17 protein-coding genes are annotated in these 24,436 nt (G+C 50.9%); 10 read left to right on the top strand and 7 right to left on the bottom strand.

Annotated features, from left to right (window positions below; genetic code table 11):
* The first annotated feature begins 21 nt into the window (after positions 1 to 21).
* The gene (locus BFO_RS04405) at positions 22 to 2,199 is read left to right on the top strand and encodes a S9 family peptidase (RefSeq protein WP_014224425.1); all 2,178 of its coding nucleotides are present in this window, start codon (positions 22 to 24) and stop codon (positions 2,197 to 2,199) included.
* A gap of 130 nt (positions 2,200 to 2,329) precedes the next feature.
* Here the strand turns inward: BFO_RS04405 and BFO_RS04400 are convergent, their stop codons facing one another.
* From BFO_RS04400 to BFO_RS04390, 3 genes are all read right to left on the bottom strand, one after another.
* Positions 2,330 to 2,944, bottom strand: a complete 615-nt coding sequence (locus BFO_RS04400) for a polysaccharide deacetylase family protein (protein ID WP_014224424.1) — start codon at positions 2,942 to 2,944, stop codon at positions 2,330 to 2,332.
* A 6-nt stretch (positions 2,945 to 2,950) separates the two neighbouring features.
* Positions 2,951 to 6,214: a protein O-mannosyl-transferase family gene (locus BFO_RS04395; RefSeq protein ID WP_014224423.1), complete on the bottom strand. Its 3,264-nt coding sequence runs from the start codon at positions 6,212 to 6,214 to the stop codon at positions 2,951 to 2,953.
* 146 nt (positions 6,215 to 6,360) lie between these two features.
* A complete protein-coding gene (locus BFO_RS04390) occupies positions 6,361 to 7,701 on the bottom strand; it encodes an IS1380 family transposase (protein ID WP_014223539.1) in 1,341 nt (446 codons plus the stop codon).
* Between the two features lie 164 nt (positions 7,702 to 7,865).
* Here BFO_RS04390 and BFO_RS04385 point away from each other — a divergent pair, with 164 nt between their 5' ends.
* Entirely contained in the window at positions 7,866 to 8,351 is a 486-nt protein-coding gene (locus tag BFO_RS04385) for a VanZ family protein (RefSeq protein WP_046472578.1), read from the top strand.
* 74 nt (positions 8,352 to 8,425) lie between these two features.
* On the opposite strand, the gene BFO_RS04380 is transcribed toward BFO_RS04385, so the two are convergent.
* Positions 8,426 to 9,400 carry a polyprenyl synthetase family protein gene (locus tag BFO_RS04380; protein ID WP_041591119.1) on the bottom strand — a complete coding sequence of 325 codons (975 nt, stop codon included), beginning with the start codon at positions 9,398 to 9,400 and terminating at the stop codon, positions 8,426 to 8,428.
* A 90-nt stretch (positions 9,401 to 9,490) separates the two neighbouring features.
* On the opposite strand from BFO_RS04380, the gene polA reads away from it, so the two are divergent.
* The 8 genes from polA (at position 9,491) to meaB (ending at position 18,828) form a co-directional block, all read left to right on the top strand.
* Positions 9,491 to 12,295, top strand: coding sequence for a DNA polymerase I (polA, locus tag BFO_RS04375; RefSeq protein WP_014224420.1), 2,805 nt, complete (start codon positions 9,491 to 9,493; stop codon positions 12,293 to 12,295).
* A gap of 81 nt (positions 12,296 to 12,376) precedes the next feature.
* Positions 12,377 to 13,006, top strand: coding sequence for a uracil phosphoribosyltransferase (gene upp / locus BFO_RS04370; protein WP_014224419.1), 630 nt, complete (start codon positions 12,377 to 12,379; stop codon positions 13,004 to 13,006).
* Between the two features lie 25 nt (positions 13,007 to 13,031).
* Complete coding sequence (gene uraA / locus BFO_RS04365) at positions 13,032 to 14,318, top strand: uracil permease (RefSeq protein WP_014224418.1); 1,287 nt, start codon at positions 13,032 to 13,034, stop codon at positions 14,316 to 14,318.
* 112 nt (positions 14,319 to 14,430) lie between these two features.
* On the top strand, positions 14,431 to 15,225 hold the full coding sequence (locus tag BFO_RS04360; RefSeq protein WP_014224416.1) for a thymidylate synthase: 795 nt from the start codon (positions 14,431 to 14,433) through the stop codon (positions 15,223 to 15,225).
* 21 nt (positions 15,226 to 15,246) lie between these two features.
* A complete protein-coding gene (locus BFO_RS04355; protein WP_014224415.1) occupies positions 15,247 to 15,738 on the top strand; it encodes a dihydrofolate reductase in 492 nt (163 codons plus the stop codon).
* A 73-nt stretch (positions 15,739 to 15,811) separates the two neighbouring features.
* Positions 15,812 to 16,213 (top strand): DUF1573 domain-containing protein, encoded by a 402-nt coding sequence (locus tag BFO_RS04350; protein WP_041591118.1) that lies wholly within the window; start codon positions 15,812 to 15,814, stop codon positions 16,211 to 16,213.
* A gap of 4 nt (positions 16,214 to 16,217) precedes the next feature.
* On the top strand, positions 16,218 to 17,666 hold the full coding sequence (locus BFO_RS04345; RefSeq protein WP_167536501.1) for a DUF1573 domain-containing protein: 1,449 nt from the start codon (positions 16,218 to 16,220) through the stop codon (positions 17,664 to 17,666).
* A 73-nt stretch (positions 17,667 to 17,739) separates the two neighbouring features.
* Positions 17,740 to 18,828 carry a methylmalonyl Co-A mutase-associated GTPase MeaB gene (gene meaB, locus BFO_RS04340; protein WP_014224411.1) on the top strand — a complete coding sequence of 363 codons (1,089 nt, stop codon included), beginning with the start codon at positions 17,740 to 17,742 and terminating at the stop codon, positions 18,826 to 18,828.
* 156 nt (positions 18,829 to 18,984) lie between these two features.
* Here meaB and BFO_RS04335 read toward each other — a convergent pair whose 3' ends face one another.
* The 3 genes from BFO_RS04335 to BFO_RS04325 form a co-directional block, all read right to left on the bottom strand.
* A complete protein-coding gene (locus tag BFO_RS04335) occupies positions 18,985 to 19,956 on the bottom strand; it encodes an ROK family protein (protein WP_014224410.1) in 972 nt (323 codons plus the stop codon).
* A gap of 123 nt (positions 19,957 to 20,079) precedes the next feature.
* The gene (locus BFO_RS04330; protein WP_014224409.1) at positions 20,080 to 23,175 is read right to left on the bottom strand and encodes an AAA family ATPase; all 3,096 of its coding nucleotides are present in this window, start codon (positions 23,173 to 23,175) and stop codon (positions 20,080 to 20,082) included.
* Between the two features lie 62 nt (positions 23,176 to 23,237).
* Complete coding sequence (locus BFO_RS04325; protein WP_080561841.1) at positions 23,238 to 24,428, bottom strand: exonuclease SbcCD subunit D; 1,191 nt, start codon at positions 24,426 to 24,428, stop codon at positions 23,238 to 23,240.
* Between the last annotated feature and the right edge of the window lie 8 nt (positions 24,429 to 24,436).

Below are 24,436 nucleotides of genomic sequence, written 5' to 3'. Positions count from 1 at the left end.
TTAACCATAAAAAACAAACCGATGAAAAAGATTTACGTATTGCTTTGTCTTGTATTATTCGCAACGCAAATGAGTGCACAGGAAAAGACATTGACATTTCAAGACCTGATACCGGGCGGTAGAAATAACCATCGATTCGTGCCGAAAAACATCCGGCAACTTCAATGGTGCGGTGATTTTTATACGTATGTAAAGGGGGACAGCCTGCTGATGGCCAAACCGACAGACGGCTCCGAGCAAGTCGCTTTCACACGTGCCCGGCTAAGCGATCGGCTCGTTGCAGCCGGTCTGCCCGAAATTTCGTCCATGCCGGCGTTCTTCGTGCCGGATGTTTCCGTGCCTGTGATCGCTTTCCGGTACAAGGGGAATCGGGTGCATTACGACCTGCGGAACGGACACGTCGCGGCAAAGTATACACCGGATCCGGCAGGCAGTCGTTGGGAATACGACAAGGTAAACGGACGCATCGCATTCACACGCGAAAACAATGTCTGTATTCTTTCGCCCGACGGCACAACCGAAACGGTGACGAATGAGACGGATAAAGGCATCGTTTGCGGCACAGCCGTGCACCAAAACGAGTTCGGTATTCACAAAGGGCTCTTCTGGTCGCCCGACGGTGCGGCGCTGGCTTTCTATCGCATGGACGAAACCATGGTTGCGGATTACCCGATCGTACATGTCGATGCACGCATCGCCCGAGCCGAGCCGTTCAAATATCCGATGGCCGGGATGAAAAGTCACGAGGTAACGGTCGGCATCTATTATCTCTCTACGAAACAGATCGTCTGGCTGAAAACCGGCTTGCCGAAAGAGAAATACCTGACGAATATCGCCTGGAGTCCCGACGCAAAAAGCATTTATCTGGCCGAACTGAACCGCGGACAGGATACCTGCCGGCTGGTACGATACGACGCCCGTACCGGACAACGTGAGGCGGAGCTTTTTGTCGAAACGAACGCACGTTACGTCGAGCCGCAAGCGTCGGTGCTGTTTCGTCCCGGTAACCCGCGTCAGTTCGTCTGGCAAAGTCAGCGGGACGGATTTAATCACCTTTATCTTTACGATACCGATGGTAAGTTGGTTAGGCAATTGACTTCCGGACGGTGGCTCATAAAAGAAGTCCTCGGTTTCGATGCCAAAGGCGAAAATCTGTTCTTTACCGCTACGGCACCGCATGACGCTCATTCACCGAAAGACGGCAGTGCACTTGAAACCTATGCATGGCGATTACAGATGAAAACCGGCAGACGCTATTGCCTGACCGAGAAAAGAGGCGTGCACGATATTTCGGCCAACGCAACGTATACTTATTTGATCGACCGGGTTTCGTCGCCGCAGATACCGCGCGACATCGACCTTGTGCGCATCAATGACGGTCGGACGGTGAAATCCCTCCTGTCAGCCCAAAATCCGTTCGCAAGTTACGATATGCCGACCATCCGTATCGGTACGCTCACGGCGGCCGACGGTAAGACTCCACTGCATTACCGCCTCGTGACGCCTCCGGGTCTGGACGAGACGAAAAAGCACCCGGCCATTATCTACGTCTACGGAGGCCCTCACGCGCAGCTCGTCACCGGCGGATGGATGAACGGCGTCGGCGGTTGGGATCTTTATATGGCGCGTAAAGGATACGTGATGCTCACGATCGACGGACGCGGATCGGCTAATCGTGGCTTCGAGTTCGAGAGCGTCATTCACCGGAACCTCGGCGAGGCGGAGATGGCCGACCAGATGAAAGGGGTCGAACTGCTCAAATCGTTACCCTATGTAGACAGCGAGCGTCTCGGTGTACACGGCTGGAGCTACGGCGGATTCATGACGACCAACCTGATGCTGACGCATCCCGACGTGTTCAAAGCAGGCGTGGCCGGAGGTCCGGTGATCGACTGGCACCGCTACGAAATCATGTATGGTGAGCGATATATGGATCATCCGAAAGAGAATCCCGAAGGATATAAAAAAGCCAACCTGTTACTCAAGGCCGGCCACTTAAAAGGACGTCTGCTGCTTATTCACGGTACGATAGACCCGGTAGTTGTTTGGCAGCATAGCCAACTCTTCCTGAAAGCCTGTATCGATGCCGGTACATTCCCTGACTACTTCGTCTACCCCGGTCATCCGCACAACGTCATCGGCAAAGACCGCCCGCATCTCTACGAGAAGATAACACGGTATTTCGAAGATCATCTTTAAGAATGAATTACGAATGTCGAATTACGAATTGCGATGTTCGATTCGAACGCGAGTAACGCAAATGACGCAAATAAACGCATATTTCACTTTTCGTTCTTCGTTTCTCACTCTCCTCATTCACGAACGATGGCTACGGTTCGAAGAGTTCGAACCGGTAGCCTTGTTCTTTGAGCCATTCGATAGACCAGGGAAGAGCAGCTTTCATACGGTCGCCGGCTTTGAGTGAATCGTGAAAGACGATGATGGAGCCGTTGCGCGTATATCGTTTTACGACGTTAAAAACTCCCTGTGAGGTCATGTGAGGACTGTAATCGCGAGTGACGACATCCCACATGATCACCTTGTATTTTTTGCGCAGTCTTGCCAGTTGCGGAAGGCGCATATGTCCGTGCGGAGGACGAAAGAGGCGACTGCCGATCAGCTCTGCCGCCTTCTCTACATTGTCCATGTAACGAGACGTTCGCGAACGGACTCCCTGAATATGATTGAACGTATGGTTGCCCACTCCGTGACCGCGTTCAAGTACCATGCGGTAAATATTCGGATGCTTACGCACATTGTCGCCGACGCAAAAGAACGTGGCTTTAATCTCGTAACGGTCGAGCAGGTCAAGCACCCATGGCGTAATCTCGGGAATCGGACCGTCGTCAAATGTCAGGTAGACACATTTCTCCTTCCGGGGTAGTCGCCAAACGCCTCCGCGGAAAATCGCTCGGTAAAGCCAGGGCGGTTGTTCGATAAACATCGTCGGTTACCGGTTGCGGCCTCCGTCTTGCGTTCCCTGAAAAGCCATGTGATATTTCTGGAACTCTTCGCGGTACTTGGCTCCGTATGTACGGTCATATTGCATACCCATTCCCAACGCGTTCTGCACGATGGCCAGATCACGCTGCCAATCCTCCCGAATACCGGCCCTATCGCGTGCGTTCAGACGCATATACCAGCGGATGTTCCGTAACGAGTTTTCGATGATACCGTCGAGAATCGAAGCTCCCTTCTCTTTTTGGCCGATCGCCATATACGTATCGCCAATCATCAGTGCACTGTAATCCAGCGGTACATTTTCGACGGGGAGAACTTCCATGCATCGATCCAGAACAGCCTGTGCTTTGTCGGATTTACCTTCTTCCAGCAATGCTTGAGCCAACTCACCGAAGATATACATCCGGTAGCTTTTGCACATACGCATCGTGTTCTCGTCGATGTATATTCCGGGCTTATCGGCACCGCCCCACCGGAACTTGTTCATCACGTTATCGTACATCTTTTCCGTATCGATGGCGCGAGCATTCGCTCCTTTCGTCATATAAGGCACGATGCGATAGGCCATCCCCGTTTTTTGGAAATACGGATCGAGGCGTACGAACTGGTTCGGGTCTACCGTGATGGCAAAATAGATCGGACGTTCCCAGTTGTTTGTGTGAAGCATGTCGAGGATCGTTACGGCTTCTTTGCCCAGCACTTCCTTGCCCGAGAGGTTAATGGTCATTTCCTTGACCATCTGCGATGCGTCCTGCGGGCTGATGGCACCGTGTTTCATCACCGTGGCCGAATCGACTTCCAACGTCAGCACATCCGATGGGATATGCGGAATATCACGTCGGTAACCCGGAATTTTTTTCGTGCGTGGATCATCGCTGCGCAGGAACTCCAAAGCTTTTCCCAAATCGACTTTGTCCATACGTTGGATGACGTATGTCATATCCCGTTTTCCCTGAATATACTGGCTGTGATCCCATGTGATCGGCAGTGGCGCGGATTCGTAGGCTTGACGTTTCATCTGATCGATGTACCAGTCGGTTTGCAAATAGCTTGTATTGCATACGCGCACATCGGTACGGATACCTTCCACCTCCTGCGCATACCAGAGCGGGAACGTATCGTTGTCGCCATTCGTAAAAATGACGGCATTCGGTTCGCACGATTCGAGATAGTTGGAACCGAAGTCGCGGCACATGTAACGTCCCGAACGGTCGTGGTCGTCCCAGTTTTGTCCGGCCATCTGGATCGGAACGAGTACGCATGCAAGCGTCGCGACCGTACCGGCCACAAGTCCCGGCAACTTACCGAACTTCTCCAGCGCTCGCGCTACGGCCCCGACACCCAATCCGATCCAAATACAATATGCATAGAATGACCCGGCATACGCATAATCCCGTTCGCGAGGCTGGAAAGGGGGCTGATTCAGATAAAGCACGATCGCAATTCCCGTCATAAAGAACAGGAAGAACGTCACCCAAAAAGACTGCATCCCTTTTTTTCCGCTGAACAGCTGGTAGAAGATCCCCAGCAGTCCGAGTAGGAGAGGCAGCATATAATACACATTATGCCCCTTGTTGTTGGCAATATCGAACGGCATATCATCCTGCGGCCCGACGAGGAACGTATCGATTGGTTTGATTCCGGTGATCCAGTTCCCATTCATAATCTCACCATGCCCTTGAATATCGTTTTGACGACCGGAAAAGTTCCACATAAAATATCGCCAGTACATAAAGTTCAGCTGATAACGAACGAAAAATTTGATATTTTCGGCAAAAGTCGGTTTCATGACACTTTTTGTCTCGCCCATATCGATGACTTTTACCGGTGTTCCTTTTACCTTCGCCCACGATTTGTACCCTGCTACGTGACGCGCTTCGGGGCTGTGCATACGCGGGAAAAGCATCATCGTTTCGCTGACGTATTTGTACTCACGTACCGTATCCGAAATAAAATAGTGATCTTTTTCGTTTTTATCTTTTTTTATCACACGACTCCATATCTTGGGTCCTTTACTCGAAACAGGTGTTCCGTCGCTCTTGCGCTCCGGCACCGACACGTAGGTCTTGCCGTAGATAAGAGGCGTGTCGCCATACTGTTCACGCGCCAGATAACTGCGCAGGGTGAAGATATCCTTCGGGGCATTCTGGTTCATCGGCGTATCGGCTGTCGAACGGATAAGGATCAGTGCGTAAGATGAGTATCCCACCACGATCACCATCAGCGAAACCAAAATCGTATTCAGTGCACGGACATTGATATTTTTGAAGCGGAACAGGACGGCTGTTAAGGCAATCAACAACAAGATACCGAGTACATAGCCGTTTCCCAGGAAGGGAATACCGAGCAGAGCGATGGTCAGGACGAAAGAAATTCTGACGCGCATCGGAGAGATGTCTTTGCGCATCGTTTCCCAGATTGACCAGCCCAACATGCCCGCAATGATCACCACATAGGCATAAACGCCCGAATTATACGGCATACCGAAAACGTTCACAAACAGCAGTTCGAACCAGCCGCAAGTTTCGACCAGACCTTGCACGACACCATACATGATCAATCCGATGATTGCAAATGATACGAATAGAGCGATCAACGTCCCTTTGAACGTCGGGCTCGGGAATTTCCGGTAGTAATAAACGAGTACAATGGCAGGAATACAAAGCAGGTTTAGCAGATGGACACCGATGCTTAGCCCCATGAAGTAGGCGATCAACACAATCCATCGATCGGCATGCGGCCGATCGGCTGCTTCTTCCCATTTCAGAATTAACCAAAATACGAGGGCCGTAAACAGCGATGAGCTGGCGTAGACTTCACCTTCAACGGCACTGAACCAAAACGTATCGCTGAAGGTATAAACCAACGCTCCGACGAGTCCGCAACCCATCACCATGATGGTGTGTGTCAAAGTAAGTTCGCGTTTCCCTTCTTTCAGGATGATGCGCCGAGCCATGTGCGTGATACTCCAGAAGAGAAACAAAATCGTAAGTGCACTGAACAGGGCAGACATACAATTGACCATCTTCGCCACTTCCGCCGTATCGGATGTGAGTTGCGTAAACAGATTGCCCATCAGCATGAAAAAAGGTGCTCCGGGCGGATGCCCCACTTCCAGTTTATAGGCAGATGCAATAAATTCGCCGCAGTCCCAGAAACTTCCGGTCGGCTCGATGGTCGATAGATACGTATACGACGCAATCAGGAAGACGATCCATCCCAAAACGTTGTTGATTAGCTTATATTGCTTCATAATCGAGGATATGGTAAGCGTTTATTTTTGATATATTCGGCCGCAAAGATATAAAAATCTGCTGACAACATAACGCTATCTCATTACATATATTGTTTGTGTTACGAAAAAATCGTAAGAAAAAGTGCATTTCTTTTCATCCCAGATTACGCAATAGGAATTTTTTGGTTCAGATTTATGGGGTAATCCCATAGTCCGATGAACCATTTTCGTCGTTTTTTAGTAAGTGCTATTTTTAGTTTGAGCGTATCGCCGGTCCTTTCAAAATATGCCCCTATAGCAAAGGTTCTGTAACGCAGTGTAGATAGTGTTTTTTGCGTTTTTTCTTGAAGAACAAATAGACGGAACAGAGACATTAAATTGTAGGCTGTCATCGAAAAAATCAAGGCAGCTTCGGTTGCATAAAAGTCTTTTAGATTAAAACTTTCAGCCCCAAAATCCTGCTTCAACTCTTTTATTCTGTTCTCAGCATCTCCCCGCATACGGTAGGTTCTCCAAACATCGACCATTGAGCAGGTTTGATTCGTAAAATAGGCAGAGTATCGGTAATTACGATGGATTTCATCTTCGGGGAAAAGGCTCAACTGTTTTCCGCCCGCTTGAGGTCTTTTCTCTATTTTTTGCCTTACAATAACGATTCTTCTTGGTTTTTGCCAAGATTGTGCCTGATAGGTTTTGTCGCAAATCTCTATACCGTCATCTACTTTTACCCAAAAATCCTGTTTGTCTATCAGGTGTTGAATGGGGTGTGTAAATCGGGCTGCAACAATGTAAGGTAAAGATTTTTCCTCCAAACAGTCAAATATATTTCCCTGGCAAAAACCGCTGTCAAGTCGTACCAAGCCGACTTTTTTGTTGCCAAACATGGCTAAAGTCTCTTCCAAAAAACCAATGAAATTATGGGAAGCATTCGTGTTTCCGCTACGAAGCCAAAAATTGGCAACCATTTTTATATCGTTGACAAATGCAATGAGGGGATGATGACTTTTTCTGCCCTTTTTCTTAGGATTATAGCCTTTTGTAGCGCCATCCTGTTCCCCATAACGAGTAATTACCGAAGAGTCAATATCGAGTGTAAAAAAGTTAATATTCAAACTCTTGAAAAACCAACTAAAGAAATGACGAGCAACTTCCAAATTGGTTTTGGCATTGAATTTGGAAAAATATCGCTTGTAAACGTCTTGTGCAGGGGTATGTTTCCAACCGAAGATGTGTCCCAATGCCTTATCTGCCCGAGTAACCTCGGTATGCAAAAAGCGGTTGGCACCACACCAAATACTGGTTATAAAAGACTCTAAAATTACGTCCACATCATAAGCACGATTAGAGTTTTGGGTAGGTAAAGAATGGCAAGAAAACACCTGTTCTTTAAACCCGATTTTGTCTAACATTTGCTTCAAAAATACCATTCCGCCCCAAGGCGTAATCTCTTTATTGGTAAAGGATAACTCAAACTTCATACCGGCTTTGTGTCTATCGCTACGCATTAGAAATTATAAAATGCAAAGATAAGATTTTTTCTATCGCGGAATCTGGGTTCATTGTTTCGCTGCCGGCACGTTTTCTTCATCGCATTTTACGACTTCTTAAAGAAAATCATTTCACCCGGTCGTTTTTATTTCTTTTCTTTGCGGCTGTTTTTTATTGAGTGATGAATAAGAATAGTAAGCATAGACAGTTGTTTCGCTGGGTATATACGTTATTGACGGTCGGAGTAACGGTTTTTATCTTTACGAACTCGCTACAGGGTGGCGAAGCATCCGGACTGCGCAGCGTTATGGTTACCGAGTGGCTGAACCGGCTGATCGGCTATCTGGGGATTGATTATCGGTTCACGGTGTATGCCGTACGGAAACTTGCGCACTTGACCGAATTTATGCTGCTCGGGCTTTTCCTTACTTTGACATTGCGTGTGTACACCCGGAGTCTGATGCCGCATATCTCGTGGCCGTTATTTGCAGGACTGTTCACGGCTGTCTGCGACGAGACCATCCAACTCTTCGGTCGCGGTCGCGGACCTTCGTTGCACGATGTCTGGATCGATTTTGCCGGATTTGTCATCGGACTCTGTATCGCTCTTTTTCTTATGCGTCCGGTACGCCGTCTCCCCAAGCCGGTGCGCAAACATCGGAGGTAGAAACGGTTCAGAACGGGTCATACATATCCGATGAAGATTATTCGTGAAAAAGGAGGGGGCCTTTTCGCGAGGAATTATTTCTTGCGTTCAATCACATAGTCGGCGAGGAGTAACAGGCTGTCACGCGCTTCGTTGTGGGGCAATGAACAGATGATATTCGTCGCTTTTTCTTTATAGTAAACCATACGTGACATGGCATATTCGACCCCTCCGTGCTCTTTCGCGAAGCCGATCAGTGTCGCGATATTTTCGGGCGAAAAGTCTCGCTTGCGGAGCATGTCCAGGTAAGGTACTTTCGTCGATTCGTCCGTCGATTCGAGGGCGTAAAGCAGGGGCAGGGTCACTTTCCCTTCGCGGATGTCGTTGCCGCTGGGCTTGCCGACGGTGGGGTCATCGAAGTAGTCGAAAATGTCGTCGCGTATCTGGAAACAATAGCCGAGCAGCCGCCCGAATTCCCGGCATCGGCATTGTATCTCCGAGGTTGCTTTCGCCGTGATCGCACCGATCTCGGTACATGCCGAGAGTAACATGGAGGTTTTCTTTTCAATCGCGATCAGGTAGTCATTCTCTTTCAATATCTGCTCTTTCGCATTCTCGAGTTGCTTAATTTCGCCTTCGGCCATTTGACGGCTGAGCGATGCAATGATCGAAACGATCTGCATCTGTTCCGTCTGTGCCGCCCGCACGAGCGCTTCGGAGAGAATAAAATCACCCACCAGGACAGCCACCCGATTGTCGAAGAGGGCATTGATTGAGGGAAGTCCCCGCCGCTGACGGGTGTCATCCACCACATCATCGTGAAGAAGTGACGCCGTATGTAATAATTCGAGAAACACGGCTGCATGGATCGAGTCCGGTGTGACATCCCCGCAGGCCCTGGCTGTCAGCAACACCAGAAGTGGGCGGATGTGCTTGCCGTTCGAGTGATATACCGTTTCGATGGCTTTGCGTATGGTCGTGACATCACTGTGAAGCGCTTCCGTAAATCTCTCGCGGAAGATTCCGAACTCCTCCGCGACAGGTTTTTCTATGTCTCTTTTATCTATCATAAATCCTGCTTTCCGAATGCAAAAGTAAGAAAAAGTGCCGACTGAAAAAGTTTTTTCGTACATTTACCCCCCAAAAACGGCATACTTCTTATGAAATTGCTTTTAATCGACGCTTACGCGCTCATTTACCGTTCTTATTACGCTTTCATCAAAACCCCCCGAATGAACTCGAAAGGGATGAACACGTCGGCAACCTTCGGTTTCATCAATACGCTCGAAGATGTCCTTCGGCGCGAGACCCCGACGCATATCGCTTTCGGTTTCGATCCGCCCGGTCCGACGTTTCGTCACGAGGCTTATGAAGCCTACAAAGCGCAGCGGGAAGAAACGCCTGAAGATATCCGCATTGCCATCCCTTACATTCGCAAAATCATCGCGGCATACCGTATTCCGGTGTTGGAGATGCCGCATTACGAGGCGGACGATGTCATCGGTACAATTGCCAAGCAGGCCGAACAGGAAGGGTTCAAGGTGTTGATGATGACGTCCGACAAGGATTACGGGCAGCTTGTCTCGGAGCATATCTTCCAGTATCGCCCGAAATTCGGAGGCGATTATGAAACATTAGGAGTGCCCGAAGTGCTGACGAAGTACGGTCTGACATCCGTCGGGCAAATGATTGATCTGCTCGGGCTGATGGGTGACAGTTCAGATAACATTCCCGGCTGTCCGGGTGTAGGCGAAAAGACCGCGCAAAAATTACTCGCCGAGTTCGGGTCCGTCGAGGCGTTACTGGCAGGCACTGACCGGCTGAAAGGTGCCTTGAAAACGAAAATAGAACAAAATGCGGAACAAATCCGTTTCTCGAAGTTCCTGGCCACGATCGTCACTGACGTTCCGATCTCTTTCGATGCAGCGACCTGCATACGTAAAGAGGTCGACAGGGAGCATCTTCGCGAACTTTACATCGAACTGGAGTTTCGTTCTTTTCTAAAGAAACTGAACGATGTCTCTGCAGCAGAACACACCGAGAAAGGTGCTCCTGCCATGCAACAGCTCTCCCTCTTCGGTAACGATGCAGGGCAAAGATCGCCGATAGGCATGTCGCCGGGATCGGAAGAAGCAAGGGCCTCCGATCTGGCCGATCTGACGACTACGCCCCACGCATACTTCACGGCCGATACGGAGGAACAACGAAACAATCTGGCACAACTGCTCTTCTCTCAACCGTCGTTCGCATTCGACACGGAAACGGACGGTATCAATCCGTTGACGGCACACCTTGTCGGGATGTCGTTCGCCGTCCGCGAATACGAAGCATGGTACGTGCCTTTGCCTGCCGATATGGAGGAAACGAAGCGGATCATCGCTCCGTTTGCCGAGGCCTTGCAGCATCCCGCTATCGAGAAGGTGGGGCAAAATATCAAGTTCGACCTGTTGATGCTCAGGCGTTACGGCATACAGGTAGCAGGCCCCCTGTTCGATACGATGATCGCCCATTACTTGCTCAATCCCGAGTTGCGGCACAACATGGACTATCTGGCCGAGACGTATCTGCGTTATCGTCCGATTCCGATCGAGCACCTGATCGGCGCACGCGGTAAAGGACAGTTGTCGATGCGCGACGTACCGGTGGAGAAGGTCAGCGAATATGCTGCCGAGGACGCCGATGTCACGCTGCGCCTGAAGAACCTCTTCGCTCCGCAACTCTCGGACGGCGGGTTCGATGTGCTGTTCCGCGATATCGAGATGCCGCTGATCTATGTACTGGCCGATATGGAGCTGAGCGGTGTCACTCTCGACACGAAAGCCTTGAAGCAATCGTCCGAGGAACTTACCGAAGCGCTCGGTCGATTGGAAAAGGAAATCCATGAACTGGCCGGAACGGCGTTTAATATCAATTCGGCCAAGCAGGTCGGAGAGATTTTATTCGACCGCCTCCATATTGAAGAGAAAGCGAAAAAGACAAAGATCGGCAGTTACAGTACGAACGAAAGTATTCTGGAGAAACTGCGTAACCGTCATCCGATCGTCGGGAAACTCCTTGACTACCGCGGCCTGAAAAAGCTGCTGAGCACGTATATCGACGCCTTGCCCGAGCTGATCAATCCCGAGACGGGCAAAATCCATACTTCGTTCAATCAGACGGTCGCCTCGACTGGTCGGCTTAGCTCGTCGAACCCGAACCTGCAAAACATCCCCATCCGCGAAGCGCTGGGGCGCGACATTCGCAAAGCTTTTATTGCCGATCAGGCTGACGGACTGTTCTTCTCGGCCGATTATTCGCAGATCGAGTTGCGTATCATGGCCCATCTGAGCGGTGACAAGCACATGATCGAAGCGTTCTGCAGCGGCGCCGACATTCATTCGGCCACTGCCGCAAAAATCTATGGCGTAGCGGACGAGGAGGTGACCTCCGAGATGCGTCGCAAGGCCAAAACAGCCAACTTCGGCATCATCTACGGCATCTCGGTGTTTGGACTGGCCGAACGGCTGAACATCGGGCGCGCCGAAGCGAAAGAGCTCATCGAAGGCTATTTCAAAACGTATCCCGATGTGCGCGCCTACATGGACGAGAGCGTCCGCTTGGCTAAGGAACGTGGCTACGTCACCACGATATGCGGAAGGAAACGTTTCCTCCCCGACATCCATTCACACAATGCCGTGGTGCGCGGGTACGCTGAACGCAACGCGATCAATGCGCCGATACAGGGCAGCGCTGCCGACATCATCAAAATGGCCATGGTACGGATTTTTCACTGGTTTGAGGAGGAAGGGCTACGGAGCAAGATGATCCTTCAGGTACATGACGAATTGAACTTCAACGTGTGTCACGATGAACTTGATCGTGTACGCGAAATCGTGCTGCGAGAGATGGAGGGTGTTATGCAACTGCGTGTGCCGCTCGTTGCCGATTGCGGCACCGGAAAAAACTGGCTCGAAGCACACGGATAGGACACGATTCCATACGTAACGCACGATGGGGAATGAAAAAAAATCGTACCTTTGCCTCAGTTTTCAAAAAACGATACAAACATGAGCAAGCTGCATATTATCGATCATCCCATGATTCAGCATAAGTTGACGAGAATACGGGATATCAACACGGGTGCAAAAGATTTTCGCGATCTGCTCAAAGAGATCGCCATGTTGATGGGCTATGAGGTGACTCGCGATCTTCCGCTGACCGAGATCGAAATCGAGACACCTATGATGCGCACAAAGGCGTATGAAATATCGGGCAAAAAACTGGCCATCGTGCCGATCCTGCGCGCCGGGTTGGGCTTGGTCGACGGGTTGTTGAACCTTCTTCCGGTGGCCAAGGTCGGACATATCGGTCTCTACCGCGATCACGAAACGCACAACCCCGTTTTCTACTACTGCAAACTGCCCGAAGACATCGACCACCGCATGGTCATCATCACCGATCCGATGCTGGCTACGGGAGGAAGCGCGTCCGACGCGATCAAGATGCTGAAAGAGAAAGGTTGTACGAACATCCGCCTGATGTGCCTCGTGGCTGCCCCCGAAGGAATACGGCGTGTGCAGACCGATCATCCCGACGTGGATATCTATACGGCTTCGCTCGATGAGCGCCTGAACGACAACGCTTATATTCTGCCGGGCCTCGGCGATGCTGGCGACCGTATTTTCGGAACCAAATAATTCCACCGCAACACAAGATGCCTTTATGGCTGGAAGAATCATTCAGGTAGAGGAGCGAGTGCCTTTACTCAAAGGTATCCCGCTAAGTATTCAACATACGTTTGCCATGTTCAGCGCCTCGGTATTAGTGCCGTGGCTCTTTGGTATCAACGCAGCCATTGTGCTGTTGATGAACGGAATCGGTACGCTGATCTTTATTGTCATAACGAAAGGGAAATCGCCTGCTTACCTTGGTTCGAGTTTTGCTTTTATTTCTCCCACTCTGCTACTTATCAGTAATCCCGACTTCGGCTATCCTTATGCTTTAGGCGGGTTCGTCGTCACCGGACTGATCTTCTGTGCCGTGGCGATCCTTATCAAATTTGCGGGTACGAAATGGATCGATACCGTGTTGCCACCCGCCGCCATGGGGCCTGTGGTGGCGCTTATCGGGCTCGAACTGGCCGGAACGGCCGCACAAAACGGCGGACTTGTACCGAGCGAGACGTACACCGGAATCAACCCCCTGTTTGTCGTCGTTTTTGTGGTGACAATTGCCGTTGCCGTGCTGGGACAAGTGCTGTTCCGTGGCTTCGCCGCCGCCATATCGATTCTGATCGCCATCGTTTCGGGCTACCTTGTCGCGTTCTTCGCCGGGCTGGTCGACTTTTCGGGAGTGATGCAGGCCGGGCTGTTTGCATGGCCGAATTTCGTGTTCCCCCGATTCAGTCCGGAAGCGATCTTTATCGTTATTCCGGCTTCTTTGGTGGTGATCTCCGAACATATCGGACATCAGGTCGTGACGAGTGAGATCGTTGGACGTGACCTGCTGAAGGACCCGGGATTGCATCGCACGCTTTTCTCCGATGGGGTTTCGACAGTCCTCTCTGGATGCTTTGGTTCTGTGCCGACGACAACATACGGCGAAAATATCGGCGTGATGGCCATCACGAAAGTATTCAGTGTCCGGGTGATCGGCGGAGCGGCTGTCTTTTCCATCCTGCTGGCGTTCTTCGCCCCGGCATCGGCGCTCATCAATTCTATCCCCGCCCCGGTGATGGGCGGTATCAGCTTCCTGCTCTACGGGATGATCGGTGCCTCGGGCATCCGCTTGATGGTAGACCGCAAGGTGAACTATGCCAAAGGACGTAACCTTGCAATGACGGCACTCGTCTTCGTCGTCGGACTGTCGGGCGTCTATATCCGGATCGGCAATGTGAAGCTGACGGGCATGTGTCTGGCTACACTCACGGGCATATTCCTCGGCGGACTCTTCTATGTGATTGACCGTCTGGGCATCGCCAATGATACGGATGAGCCGGATCATGGTTAATTCCTTATTATGATGATGTCCGGAAGGTCTGCATGTTTTTCGAAGCGGAGAGGTGCATAAAGTCGACTTTTTTGCTTACTTTTGCGAGGTTTAAAAGGTAAAAAACCTGTTTATGAAGCAATATGTAGATTTGCTAAGGCATGTGCTCCGTTCCGGTACGGCAAGGGAAGACCGTACAGGGACGGGAACGACGAGCGTATTCGGGTATCAGATGCGATTCGATCTGAGGGAAGGATTCCCGCTGCTTACAACCAAGAAACTGCATCTCAAATCAATCTTATACGAGTTGTTATGGTTTTTGAAAGGCGACACGAATGTACGTTACCTGCAAGAACATGGCGTACGTATCTGGAACGAATGGGCGGATGCGGAAGGTAATCTGGGGCCTGTCTACGGCCATCAGTGGCGCTCGTGGGCTGACTATGAAGGTGGGACGATCGATCAGATCAGTGAGGCGATCGACATGATCCGCCACCATCCGGATTCGCGCCGCATCATCGTCAGCGCATGGAATGTCGGGGATTTGCGAAACATGAGCCTGCCACCCTGCCATGCTTTTTTTCAGTTCTACGTTGCCCAGGGGCGGCTCAGCCTCCAACTCTACCAACGAAGTGCAGACATATTCCTTGGGGTACCGTTCAACATCGCCTCTTATGCGCTGTTGCTCCAGATGGTTGCACATGTTACCGGTCTCAAAACCGGTGAGTTCATCCATACCCTTGGCGATGCGCATATCTATCACAATCATCTCGAGCAGGTGAAACTGCAGTTGACGCGCGATCCTCGTCCCCTCCCGCAAATGAAACTCAATCCGGAAGTACGTAACATCTTCGACTTCCGCTATGAAGACTTCGAACTGCTCGGATATGATCCTCACCCGCATATTCCGGGAACGGTTTCCGTATAACTTCCTAACGCCAAAACCCCAATGATATCGATTATAGTAGCCACAGACCAACGCGGAGCGATAGGCAAAGACAACAGCTTGCTCTGGCGTCTCCCGAACGATATGAAACATTTTCGTGAACTGACCGTCGGGCATACCGTCGTCATGGGGCGGCGAACGTTCGAGTCTTTGCCCCATGGCGCCTTGCCCAATCGCCGGAATATGGTTCTTACAACCGAATGGGGCGCTCATTTTAATAATTGTTTGGTGTATAATACGTTATGGGGTGCGCTTATGGATACCGAAGAGGAGGAGGAAGTTTTTGTCATCGGCGGAGGAAATGTTTACAAACAGGCGTTGGAGGTAGCCGATAAACTCTATCTTACGCTTGTGCATCATACCTTTCCGGAGGCTGACACGTTTTTTCCACCCGTCGATCCGAAAGTGTGGGAAGAAGTATCCCGAACAGATGTGCCGACAGACGAAAAAAATCCTTACCCGCACAGTTTTTTAACGTACGTTCGAAAAAAATAACCCCATGCCGCATCTTGTTCCTGATAAATATATTACCTTTGCTGCGTTATTAACTTATAAAAGCATAGTGAAAATGAAACGTATCTTATTTGTCTTAGCAGCCATCTTGATGATGACGGCAGGTGTAGTTCGCGCACAGGAAAAAAGTGCTTCGATTACGGTAACCGGCAGTGCAACGTATGATTTTGGAGATATCGTTGAGACGTCAGGTCCTGCAAGTCACGTTTTCACGGTGATGAATAACGGAGAAATGCCGTTGGTCATCTCTCGCGTTGTGGCTTCTTGCGGATGTACGACGCCTGACTGGACGAAAGAACCGATTGCTCCGGGAAAAACGGGCGAAATCAAGGTCACATATAATCCGGCCGGCCGCCCGGGTAAATTTGTTAAAACGATTTCCGTGTACAGCAACGGCAAGGCTGATGGGAATTATGTCCTGACGATCCGCGGAAATGTCGTACAGAAGAACTCATGAATCGATGAGCGGAAGAATCTGCGTAGTCGGTATATTCCTATTTTTCTGCCTCTTTTCGGTGCCATGTTTGTTTGCCCGGGAAGAGGCTAAAATTGTTATACCCGAAACCGTTCATGACTTCGGCCGGATTGAAAGCGCAAATGGGTCGGTGAAGCATGTCTTTGCGATCAAGAACGAAGGCGTGGCGACCTTGGAACTGATTCGTATTTCTTCTTCGTGTCGTTGTATCGTTGTCGAATGGTCGGAGAAAACGGTGGAGCCGGGTCGGACGGCACAACTTGAAGTGACGTATAACCCTGTGGGGCAATCCGGAACTTTCAAACATGAGGTACAGGTTTTCAGTAACGGTTCGGAAGCTCCGCTTGTCCTTACGGTCAAGGGAGATGTGCACGCTGTGCCGGGGACTGCTGTGGCCGGAGAGCCCGAGTTTACGCCCGACACGTGGACATACGATTTTGGTAAGATTGATGAGGAGCAGAATTACTATACCCATATCTTTCAGATTACGAATACCGGCAAGGCACCGTTGATCATCTCGCATGTGCAGTCTTCCTGCGGATGTGCCGAGCCGGAATGGACGGCCGATCCGATCGCTCCGGGTGAAGTAGGCGATGTGGTGATCACCTATTCGGCGAAGAACCGTCCGGGTCCGTTTAAAAAGCATATCACTGTCTACACGAATGCGAAAGGAGGGAGGAAGCGTCTCTCCATTACGGGCGAAGTAATACCCAAACCGAGTGAATTGTCGGTCGTATATCAGGATACGATCGGAACGGTGCAGTTAGAGAGTAAAACATTTATGTTCCATACCATCCGTCCGAAAGAGATTGCGACGCAGGAGATATGGATTCGTAACTTTTCCGATGCCAATCAAACACTTTCGTTCGTTCAGATGCCGGCATATGTTCAAGTAGAAGCTCCTGCCGAATTGGCACCCGGTAAGGCCGAACGGTTGAAAGTAACCGTTGACGGTACGAAAGTTACGACGAAAGGACGGATGCTTGGCGGGTTTACATGGATGGCGCGTAGCGCCGCCTCCGGAGAAACGGTCTCGCATGAAATCCCTGTTTCCGTCAACTTTATCGATGATTTCAGCACGCTTTCGCCCATGCAGAAAACGTATGGTGCAGGTATCAAGCTCTCGACAACCCTTTTGGAGTTCGGGCGAATGAAGCGAGGTGGACTCTTCGGTATCGGTAGCAAGCGAGCCTCGAAGCAGGTGACCCTTACGAACGAAGGCAAAGAGCTGCTCGAACTGCATAGCGTATCGTGCGACGACCGGCGGGTACACGTTACCGGATTCAACCGCAAGATGCTTGGCCCCGGTGAGTCAGTCACCTTGACACTCCTTATTCGGCCTAAAGAAGTGATGGCGCCGATGGAGACCATGCTTTATGTGGTCTGCAACGATCCTCGAGGACCGGTTCGTCAAGTGAAAATCACAGCAGAATAAAAAAGAATTGAATGATGGTGCAAGAGGGAGATGAAACGATTTCCCTCTTGCTTTTTAAACGATAGATAAAGCAATGGATCATCCCGAAAACGACGAAAAATATAAAGGACTGAAAGTGACAAGTGGGGTGGCGGTTGCACCGACTGTCAGCCCTTATCTGCAGCAAATGCGTAAACGAACGCGCTCGTTCACGACGCATGAGTTTGTCGAAGGCATCTTGCGCGGAGATACCTCGGTGCTTAGTCAGGCGGTGACGCTGGTCGAGAGCTCCCGGCACGAACACCAGCAACAGGCGCAGGAGATTATCGAGAAATGCTTGCCTCATACAGGGCAGTCTGTCCGCGTCGGGATTACGGGGGTGCCCGGTGCCGGAAAAAGTACGTCGATCGATGCATTCGGGATGTACATGGTACGCAGGGGACATAAGCTGGCGGTGCTGGCGATTGACCCCAGTAGCGAGCGCTCGAAAGGGAGTATCCTCGGCGATAAGACGCGCATGGAGCTGCTCTCGCGTGAGCGTAACGCGTTTATTCGTCCTTCTCCTACAGCCGGCTCGTTGGGAGGAGTAGCCCGTAAAACACGCGAAACGATTATCCTCTGCGAAGCGGCCGGATTTGATACCGTCTTCGTCGAGACGGTCGGTGTCGGACAGAGCGAAACGGCCGTACATTCGATGGTCGACTTTTTTCTGCTTATTCAGTTGGCCGGTACGGGCGATGAGCTTCAAGGGATCAAGCGAGGCATTATGGAGATGGCGGACGGAATCGTAATCAATAAAGCCGACGGGGATAATATCGAACGCGCCAAGATGGCGGCCGGACACTTCCGCAACGCACTTCATCTTTTTCCGCCTGCCGCTTCGGGATGGTTCCCTAAGGTGTTGACATATTCGGGATATTACAATCTGGGCATAGAGGAAGTCTGGAATATGATCGAGGAATATATGGCGTTTACGAAGGCGAATGGCTATTTTGATCGGAAACGTAACGAGCAAGCCAAATATTGGATGTACGAAAGCATCCACGACATGCTGAACGATGCGTTCTATCATCATCCGCGCATAGAGGAGCGGCTGCCCGTCATCGAAAAACAGGTGCTGAACAACGAGGTCAGCTCGTTTGTCGCAGCCCGTGAAATGATGGACTTGTTCCTGAAGAAATAAGCGAAAGCAGATCACAAAAGATTCTTTTTGGTCCGGGCACTTCAAGAGTGTGGCAATGATATCCGAGAGTATTTTCATAGGCTAAAAAAGAAAAAGGAGGGTGTACCCAACATTGCGTTTTGGCACCCCCTCTTTGGGATAAATATAAAGGTACTTCTATAGCTCTTCTTTCACTTCCCAGCCGAGTGCGCTGGCGCCTAATACGGCGGCATCGCTTTCTTTCAGCTGTGAGAACAGCAGACGGGTCTTGTTTTGGAATACCTTCAGCATATGAGCTTCCATAGAGCGTTTCACCGGCTCCATAAGAAGCTGTCCCGCTTTCGTCAGGCCGCCGAAAAGAATGATTGCTTCCGGGCTTGAGAAAGCCACGAAGTCGGCAAAGGCTTCCCCTAAAATTGCTCCGGTTGTTTCGAAGATTTCTTGGGAGAGTTTGTCGCCTTTAACAGCCGCATCATACACATCTTTTGAGGTGATTTTGTCCGGTTCCAACTCACGTAACAGGCTCTCTTCGGTACGTGTCATCAGCAGTTCGCAAGCCGTACGGGCTACACCTGTGGCCGAAGCATAGGCCTCTAAACACCCGTGACGGCCGCATCCGCACAGACGCCCGTTCTCGCGGCGCACGATCACGTGTCCCAACTCACCGGCAAACCCGTCGTGACCGTATACCAGATTGCCGCCGATGACGATTCCGCTGCCCACGCCTGTACCCAGTGTGATGACGATAAAATCTTTCAAACCGCGAGCCGCACCATACGTCATCTCACCGATAGCCGCCGCATTGGCGTCGTTTGTCAAAGTGACCGGAATGCCTCCCGTCTGATCGCTGATCATCTGTGCCAAAGGAATTTTTCCTTTCCACGGTAAGTTGGGTGCAAATTCAATGCAACCGTTGAAATAGTTGCCGTTAGGCGCTCCTACCCCGATGCCTTTGATCTTGTCTTTGCCTCCGGCCGAGTTGATCACATTCTGTAACCCGTCGCCAAGGGCTTTTACATAGTCGTTAATGTCATCATAATGCCCTGTCTTAATCGAACCGCTATACAAAATGGTTCCTCGGGCATCTACTACGCCGAATACGGTATTCGTACCCCCTATATCAATTCCAATTACATAAGGCTTCTCCATGAGTTCTGTGTTTTTTTATTAAATGATTATTTTTTGTATCAGTGAGCAAATATATAGGCTTTCGTGAAAGAAAACAATTTTTTTCTGAAAAAAATGTTTTAAAAGGCACAAAAGAGCGCTTGTTTAACCTTTCGGTTCGGTTGCTCTGATCTTGATCTCACTTTTTCCGTTCGATGTTTTTGTGAGGCTGATCCGTACGGCGATGCGTTCGGTCATCTCCGAGACATGTGAGATAACGCCGATCTTGCGTCCTTGGGTCTGTAAACGTTCAAGTGCATCCATAGCGACACCCAGCGTGTCGTTGTCCAGCGATCCGAATCCTTCGTCGATAAAGAGGGACTCCACGTTCATGCGATTCGACGACAGGGATGAGAGGCCGAGGGCAAGTGCGAGCGAGATCAGGAACGATTCGCCCCCCGAGAGCGAGTGTACCGTGCGTACCTCGTTGAGCATATCGAGATCGACGACTTGCAGAGCGAGTGATCCGGGTACTCGTTGCAGCTTATAGCGCGACGTGAGTTCCCGAAGATGCCTGTTCGCGTAGCCGAGTAGCGTGTCGAGGGTATATCCCTGAGCGATCTCTTTGAACTTATTGCCGGAGGCCGATCCGAGCAGGGTATTCAACTTTTGCCAGTTCTCGGCGTGTGTATATTTCGCCTGCCGTTCTTTCTCCAATGTTTCAACCTGCTTTTCGTTACGAGCGTTTGTAGTCAGTACTACTTCGAGTTCGGTCTGTCGCCGGGTACGTTCTTCGGTCTGCAGCTTTCTCTCTTGCAGACAGGCTTGCAGCGCTTCGTTCGTGGTGTTCTGATCTGTCGGCCGGTCATTGGACTCGTAATGCAATGTCAGGTTCTTATTTCGTTCGGCTAAGGTGGCGCGGGCGGTTGTCTCAGCTTCAGTCAGGGAGTTCAGCGCCTTTTTTTCAGCCTGAATCCACGCATTACTTTTCGAGAGCAGCTCCGGGAGGCGTTCGCGGGTGATGCCATCTTTTCCGGCCATCCATGTTTCGACGGCTTTTTGTAGCGTTTCCTCTTCGGCAACGAACTTAGCCAAGTCTTGCCGGCGTTGGGCGATGTGATCGCTCAGGCTTTTCTGCTCGGCCGACAGCAGGTTTCTTTTCTCATTCAGTTTTTTTATTTTCGATGTGATAAGAGACAAGTTGTCGGTAAAGTATTTCTCGGCAGCATCGGCCGGTTTCCCGCGCAGCACAGTTTGTCGTTCGGCCTGCCATTGTTCCAATATGTTCCGACAGTGTTCATTCTTCCCGGTCGTGACTTTCCATATTCGGTCGGTCTCCTGTATGCGCACCCGCCCGTTCTCAAGATCGATTTTGAGTCGTTTGAGTTGTTCCTGCGCTTCGGTCAGGGCTGTGCTTGCATTGTCCCACTCCGTCTTGCGGGTGATCAGGTGTTCGGCCAGTGTAGCACGTTCGAAAAAGGTTTGCCAGCCGGGGAGAGTGATGAGATGTTCCTCTAACTTGCGGTATGTGGCCGTATACTGCGCCGTGTAATTCTCGATCAGTGCGGAAAGTTTCGTGATCTCATCTTTGCGTATTTCGAGATCACTGGTGACCTCCTCCGTTTGCCGGGCATTGTCAGCCTTCGCCTGTTCCAGCTCCTGTTCTTTCATACGTTGCGTCTCTGCGAGACTTGCAACCGGGTGATGGAGGCTGCCGCACACCGGACAAGGCATCCCTTCCTTCAGCTGTGCGCGGAGCGTCGCGATTTCGGCAGGCATCATCTTGTTCAGCCGTTCCGCCTCCTGCCTGAGTCGTTCCATTTTCTTCTCCCGGTCGGACAGGATTTGCTTACTTCTCTCCAATGTTTGTTCGTTACGTTGCTTTTGCTTGTGTACGGTCTGCGCTTCGGCAATCAGGGAGAGAAGGAGATCCATTCGTGCGGCGATCAGCTCAAAGTCGCGATGCGTTTTAAACCATTCCTCTCGTGTGATGAGTTCTGTTTGCGTCTGTGCCAGCGTCTCCTGTATGCAGCGGATGTCCTCTTCGGTTTTTACTTTTCTTTCTTGAGCATCTTTAAGCTCTCTTCGGACCTCTTCAAGGTCTTTCTTCGCCTTTGAAATTAAGACATCCAATTCGCGGGCGCGGACGATTTGAGGGGCAATCTGCTGTTGCTTATCCATGAGCTGCGTTTGTTCCTGCTCACAGTCGGTTACGGCGTGTATGGCTTCGGTAAGCAACGGCTCGTTTTCGGCTTGTCGGCGGACGGCTGTTTGCAGATCGGCCTGTGACTCGGACAATGTGTGGCGGAGGTTTTCCAGATGTTTGAATGTGTCACGTATCTCCTGTACACGGTCGATTTGCACGATGTAGTCGTAACGCTCACGTGCTTCCGCGATGGCTTGCCGGGCTTGCGCCAGACGATGTTCGGCCTGTTTTTGTTCGTCGCACAAACGGGTGTGTTCGGTCTGCCATTTCAGCTGTGCCGTCAATCGGTCGATCGTCTTTTTCAGTTCCGTCAGTTCGTGTGTTACCTCCGACTTTTCCGTCTCATACGCCCTTCGTTGCTCTTCCGAAAGTCGTTCGATACTTTCAATGTGCCGCGTGACGGCTTCCAGCTCCGCGCCGGCGTTCTTTGACTTCTCATAAATGGCGATCGAGAGGCGCGAATAGATATCCGTGCCCGTCAATTTCTCGAGCAGCTCAGCCTTCTCCGGCTGACGCGCTTTGAGGAATGTGGCGAAATCGCCTTGTGCCAACAACACCGAACGGGTAAACTGATCGAACGTAAGCCCGATCAGATCGACGATGCGTGCGAGCAGTTCCGTCTTTCGTCCCGGCTCTTCATGTCCTGTGGATAAATTGCGGAGGCGTATCTCACTGCTTTGCATCGATCCTTCGGCCTTGTTATAAGCCCGTTTGACCGACCAACGTGCCCGAAATGTCTCTCGGCTGAGCGATACGAAATCGACTTCGGCATAGCCTTCGCTCGTACCACGGCGCAGGATATTACGACAATCGCGTTGACTGAGAGTCTTGTCGCCCACGTCGCGGATCAGGATATTTTCTGAGGCATGGCTCGTGCGTGGCGTCTGGTCGAACAACGCCAGACATAAGGCGTCGAGCAGGGTAGACTTACCCGATCCGGTACTTCCCGTAATGGCAAAAATACCGGCCGATTTGAGCGGTTCTGCGGTGAAATCGATTTCGAAAGCTTTTTCGAGTGAGGCCAGATTTTTCCCTCGGATAGCCAGAATTTTCATTGTTTTTTCTTTTTTCGTTCGGATCTACAAACATACGTAAAAAAGCCGAGAGAGGTATACAGTTAGAGCGATCCTTCGACTTCTCGGAGGGTCTGTCGCAAAAGTTTCTGCATGGCTTCAGGCATCGGTTCATCGCCATATTGACGTTTAAAGACGTTCATGGCCAGATCCATCGGATCGATAGTCTGCAAATCTTCCGGGCCGGAAAGAAGGTCGCTATCTTTTCGCGCGGCCGTTACGGCTTCGATGCGTGTCAGTCGGACGGACTTGTCTTTCAGTGCCTCTTCGATCTGGTGCCGAAGGGAAGGCTCCGGTTCCGTGATCCGTATCTTGATTTCCAGATAGGGAGAATGTTCGTCCGCTTCTCCTGCCGGTAACCGCCCGATCTCTTCCAGTACTTCGGGCAAAGCGCGGGCTTCGCGAGGAAGGGTGATCAGCCTGACCGTATCTTCGAACTCGATGTGTTCGATCTTGACTGTATCGTCTATCTCGATAAAAACGACCCCTTGTCTGTTGTTCTTTTCAGCGAACGACATGGGAATCGGAGCGCCCGCATAACGCACATTTTCGCGTCCGGAAACACGCTGGGCGCGATGCAGGTGACCCAATGCGGTATATGTTATTCCGGGGCCGAAAGCATCGGGAGAGACGCATTCCAACCCTCCGATGACGGTGCGTTCCGAACGGTCATTTTCCGAAATCTCCGAACCGGTCGCCTGTAAATGTCCCATGGCAATCACCGGAAGATGTTTATCAGGGACGAGATCATACAGCTTTTCGTACATCGTCCGCACAGCCTGCGAATAATTTTCCGCATCGGGATAGTCGCCTTGCCGCAGGTAGGGCACGGCAAGGCAAGATCCTCCTTTTTTGAGTGGTACGATCAGACGGGCATAATCGATGTCGCCTTCCGGCGTCCGTCGCACCGTGCCGCGCACATCGATATGCATCTCCTCGAACAATGGGCTGGGAGCCTCAAGACGTGCTGCCGAGTCGTGGTTTCCGGCAATGATGATCATCTGCAGTTCGGGATTTTCGTGCGTTACTTCGCGCAGAAATGTATAGTACATCTTTTGCGAGTCGGCCGACGGGTTCGGACTGTCGAACACATCGCCCGCAATCAGCAGCACGTCAACTTGTCGGTCTTTCAGCACGTTTTTGAGCCATGCCAGGAAACGTGCGTGTTCAGTCCGGCGGTCGTATTCAAAGAAATGTTGTCCGAGGTGCCAGTCTGCAGTGTGAATGATCCGAATCTGCCGTT

Origin of the sequence: Tannerella forsythia 92A2 (assembly GCF_000238215.1) — a bacterium.
In the GTDB taxonomy this organism is placed as follows: domain Bacteria; phylum Bacteroidota; class Bacteroidia; order Bacteroidales; family Tannerellaceae; genus Tannerella; species Tannerella forsythia.
This window is presented reverse-complemented; position numbering and strand designations above follow the sequence as displayed.

Bases quoted from the DNA above. Each gene is read 5' to 3' on its own strand.
- BFO_RS04405 (WP_014224425.1), top strand. From the start codon at position 22: ATGAAAAAGATTTACGTATTGCTTTGTCTTGTATTATTCGCAACGCAA.
- BFO_RS04400 (WP_014224424.1), bottom strand. From the start codon at position 2,944: ATGTTTATCGAACAACCGCCCTGGCTTTACCGAGCGATTTTCCGCGGA.
- BFO_RS04395 (WP_014224423.1), bottom strand. From the start codon at position 6,214: ATGAAGCAATATAAGCTAATCAACAACGTTTTGGGATGGATCGTCTTC.
- BFO_RS04390 (WP_014223539.1), bottom strand. From the start codon at position 7,701: ATGCGTAGCGATAGACACAAAGCCGGTATGAAGTTTGAGTTATCCTTT.
- BFO_RS04385 (WP_046472578.1), top strand. From the start codon at position 7,866: ATGAATAAGAATAGTAAGCATAGACAGTTGTTTCGCTGGGTATATACG.
- BFO_RS04380 (WP_041591119.1), bottom strand. From the start codon at position 9,400: ATGATAGATAAAAGAGACATAGAAAAACCTGTCGCGGAGGAGTTCGGA.
- polA (WP_014224420.1), top strand. From the start codon at position 9,491: ATGAAATTGCTTTTAATCGACGCTTACGCGCTCATTTACCGTTCTTAT.
- upp (WP_014224419.1), top strand. From the start codon at position 12,377: ATGAGCAAGCTGCATATTATCGATCATCCCATGATTCAGCATAAGTTG.
- uraA (WP_014224418.1), top strand. From the start codon at position 13,032: ATGGCTGGAAGAATCATTCAGGTAGAGGAGCGAGTGCCTTTACTCAAA.
- BFO_RS04360 (WP_014224416.1), top strand. From the start codon at position 14,431: ATGAAGCAATATGTAGATTTGCTAAGGCATGTGCTCCGTTCCGGTACG.
- BFO_RS04355 (WP_014224415.1), top strand. From the start codon at position 15,247: ATGATATCGATTATAGTAGCCACAGACCAACGCGGAGCGATAGGCAAA.
- BFO_RS04350 (WP_041591118.1), top strand. From the start codon at position 15,812: ATGAAACGTATCTTATTTGTCTTAGCAGCCATCTTGATGATGACGGCA.
- BFO_RS04345 (WP_167536501.1), top strand. From the start codon at position 16,218: ATGAGCGGAAGAATCTGCGTAGTCGGTATATTCCTATTTTTCTGCCTC.
- meaB (WP_014224411.1), top strand. From the start codon at position 17,740: ATGGATCATCCCGAAAACGACGAAAAATATAAAGGACTGAAAGTGACA.
- BFO_RS04335 (WP_014224410.1), bottom strand. From the start codon at position 19,956: ATGGAGAAGCCTTATGTAATTGGAATTGATATAGGGGGTACGAATACC.
- BFO_RS04330 (WP_014224409.1), bottom strand. From the start codon at position 23,175: ATGAAAATTCTGGCTATCCGAGGGAAAAATCTGGCCTCACTCGAAAAA.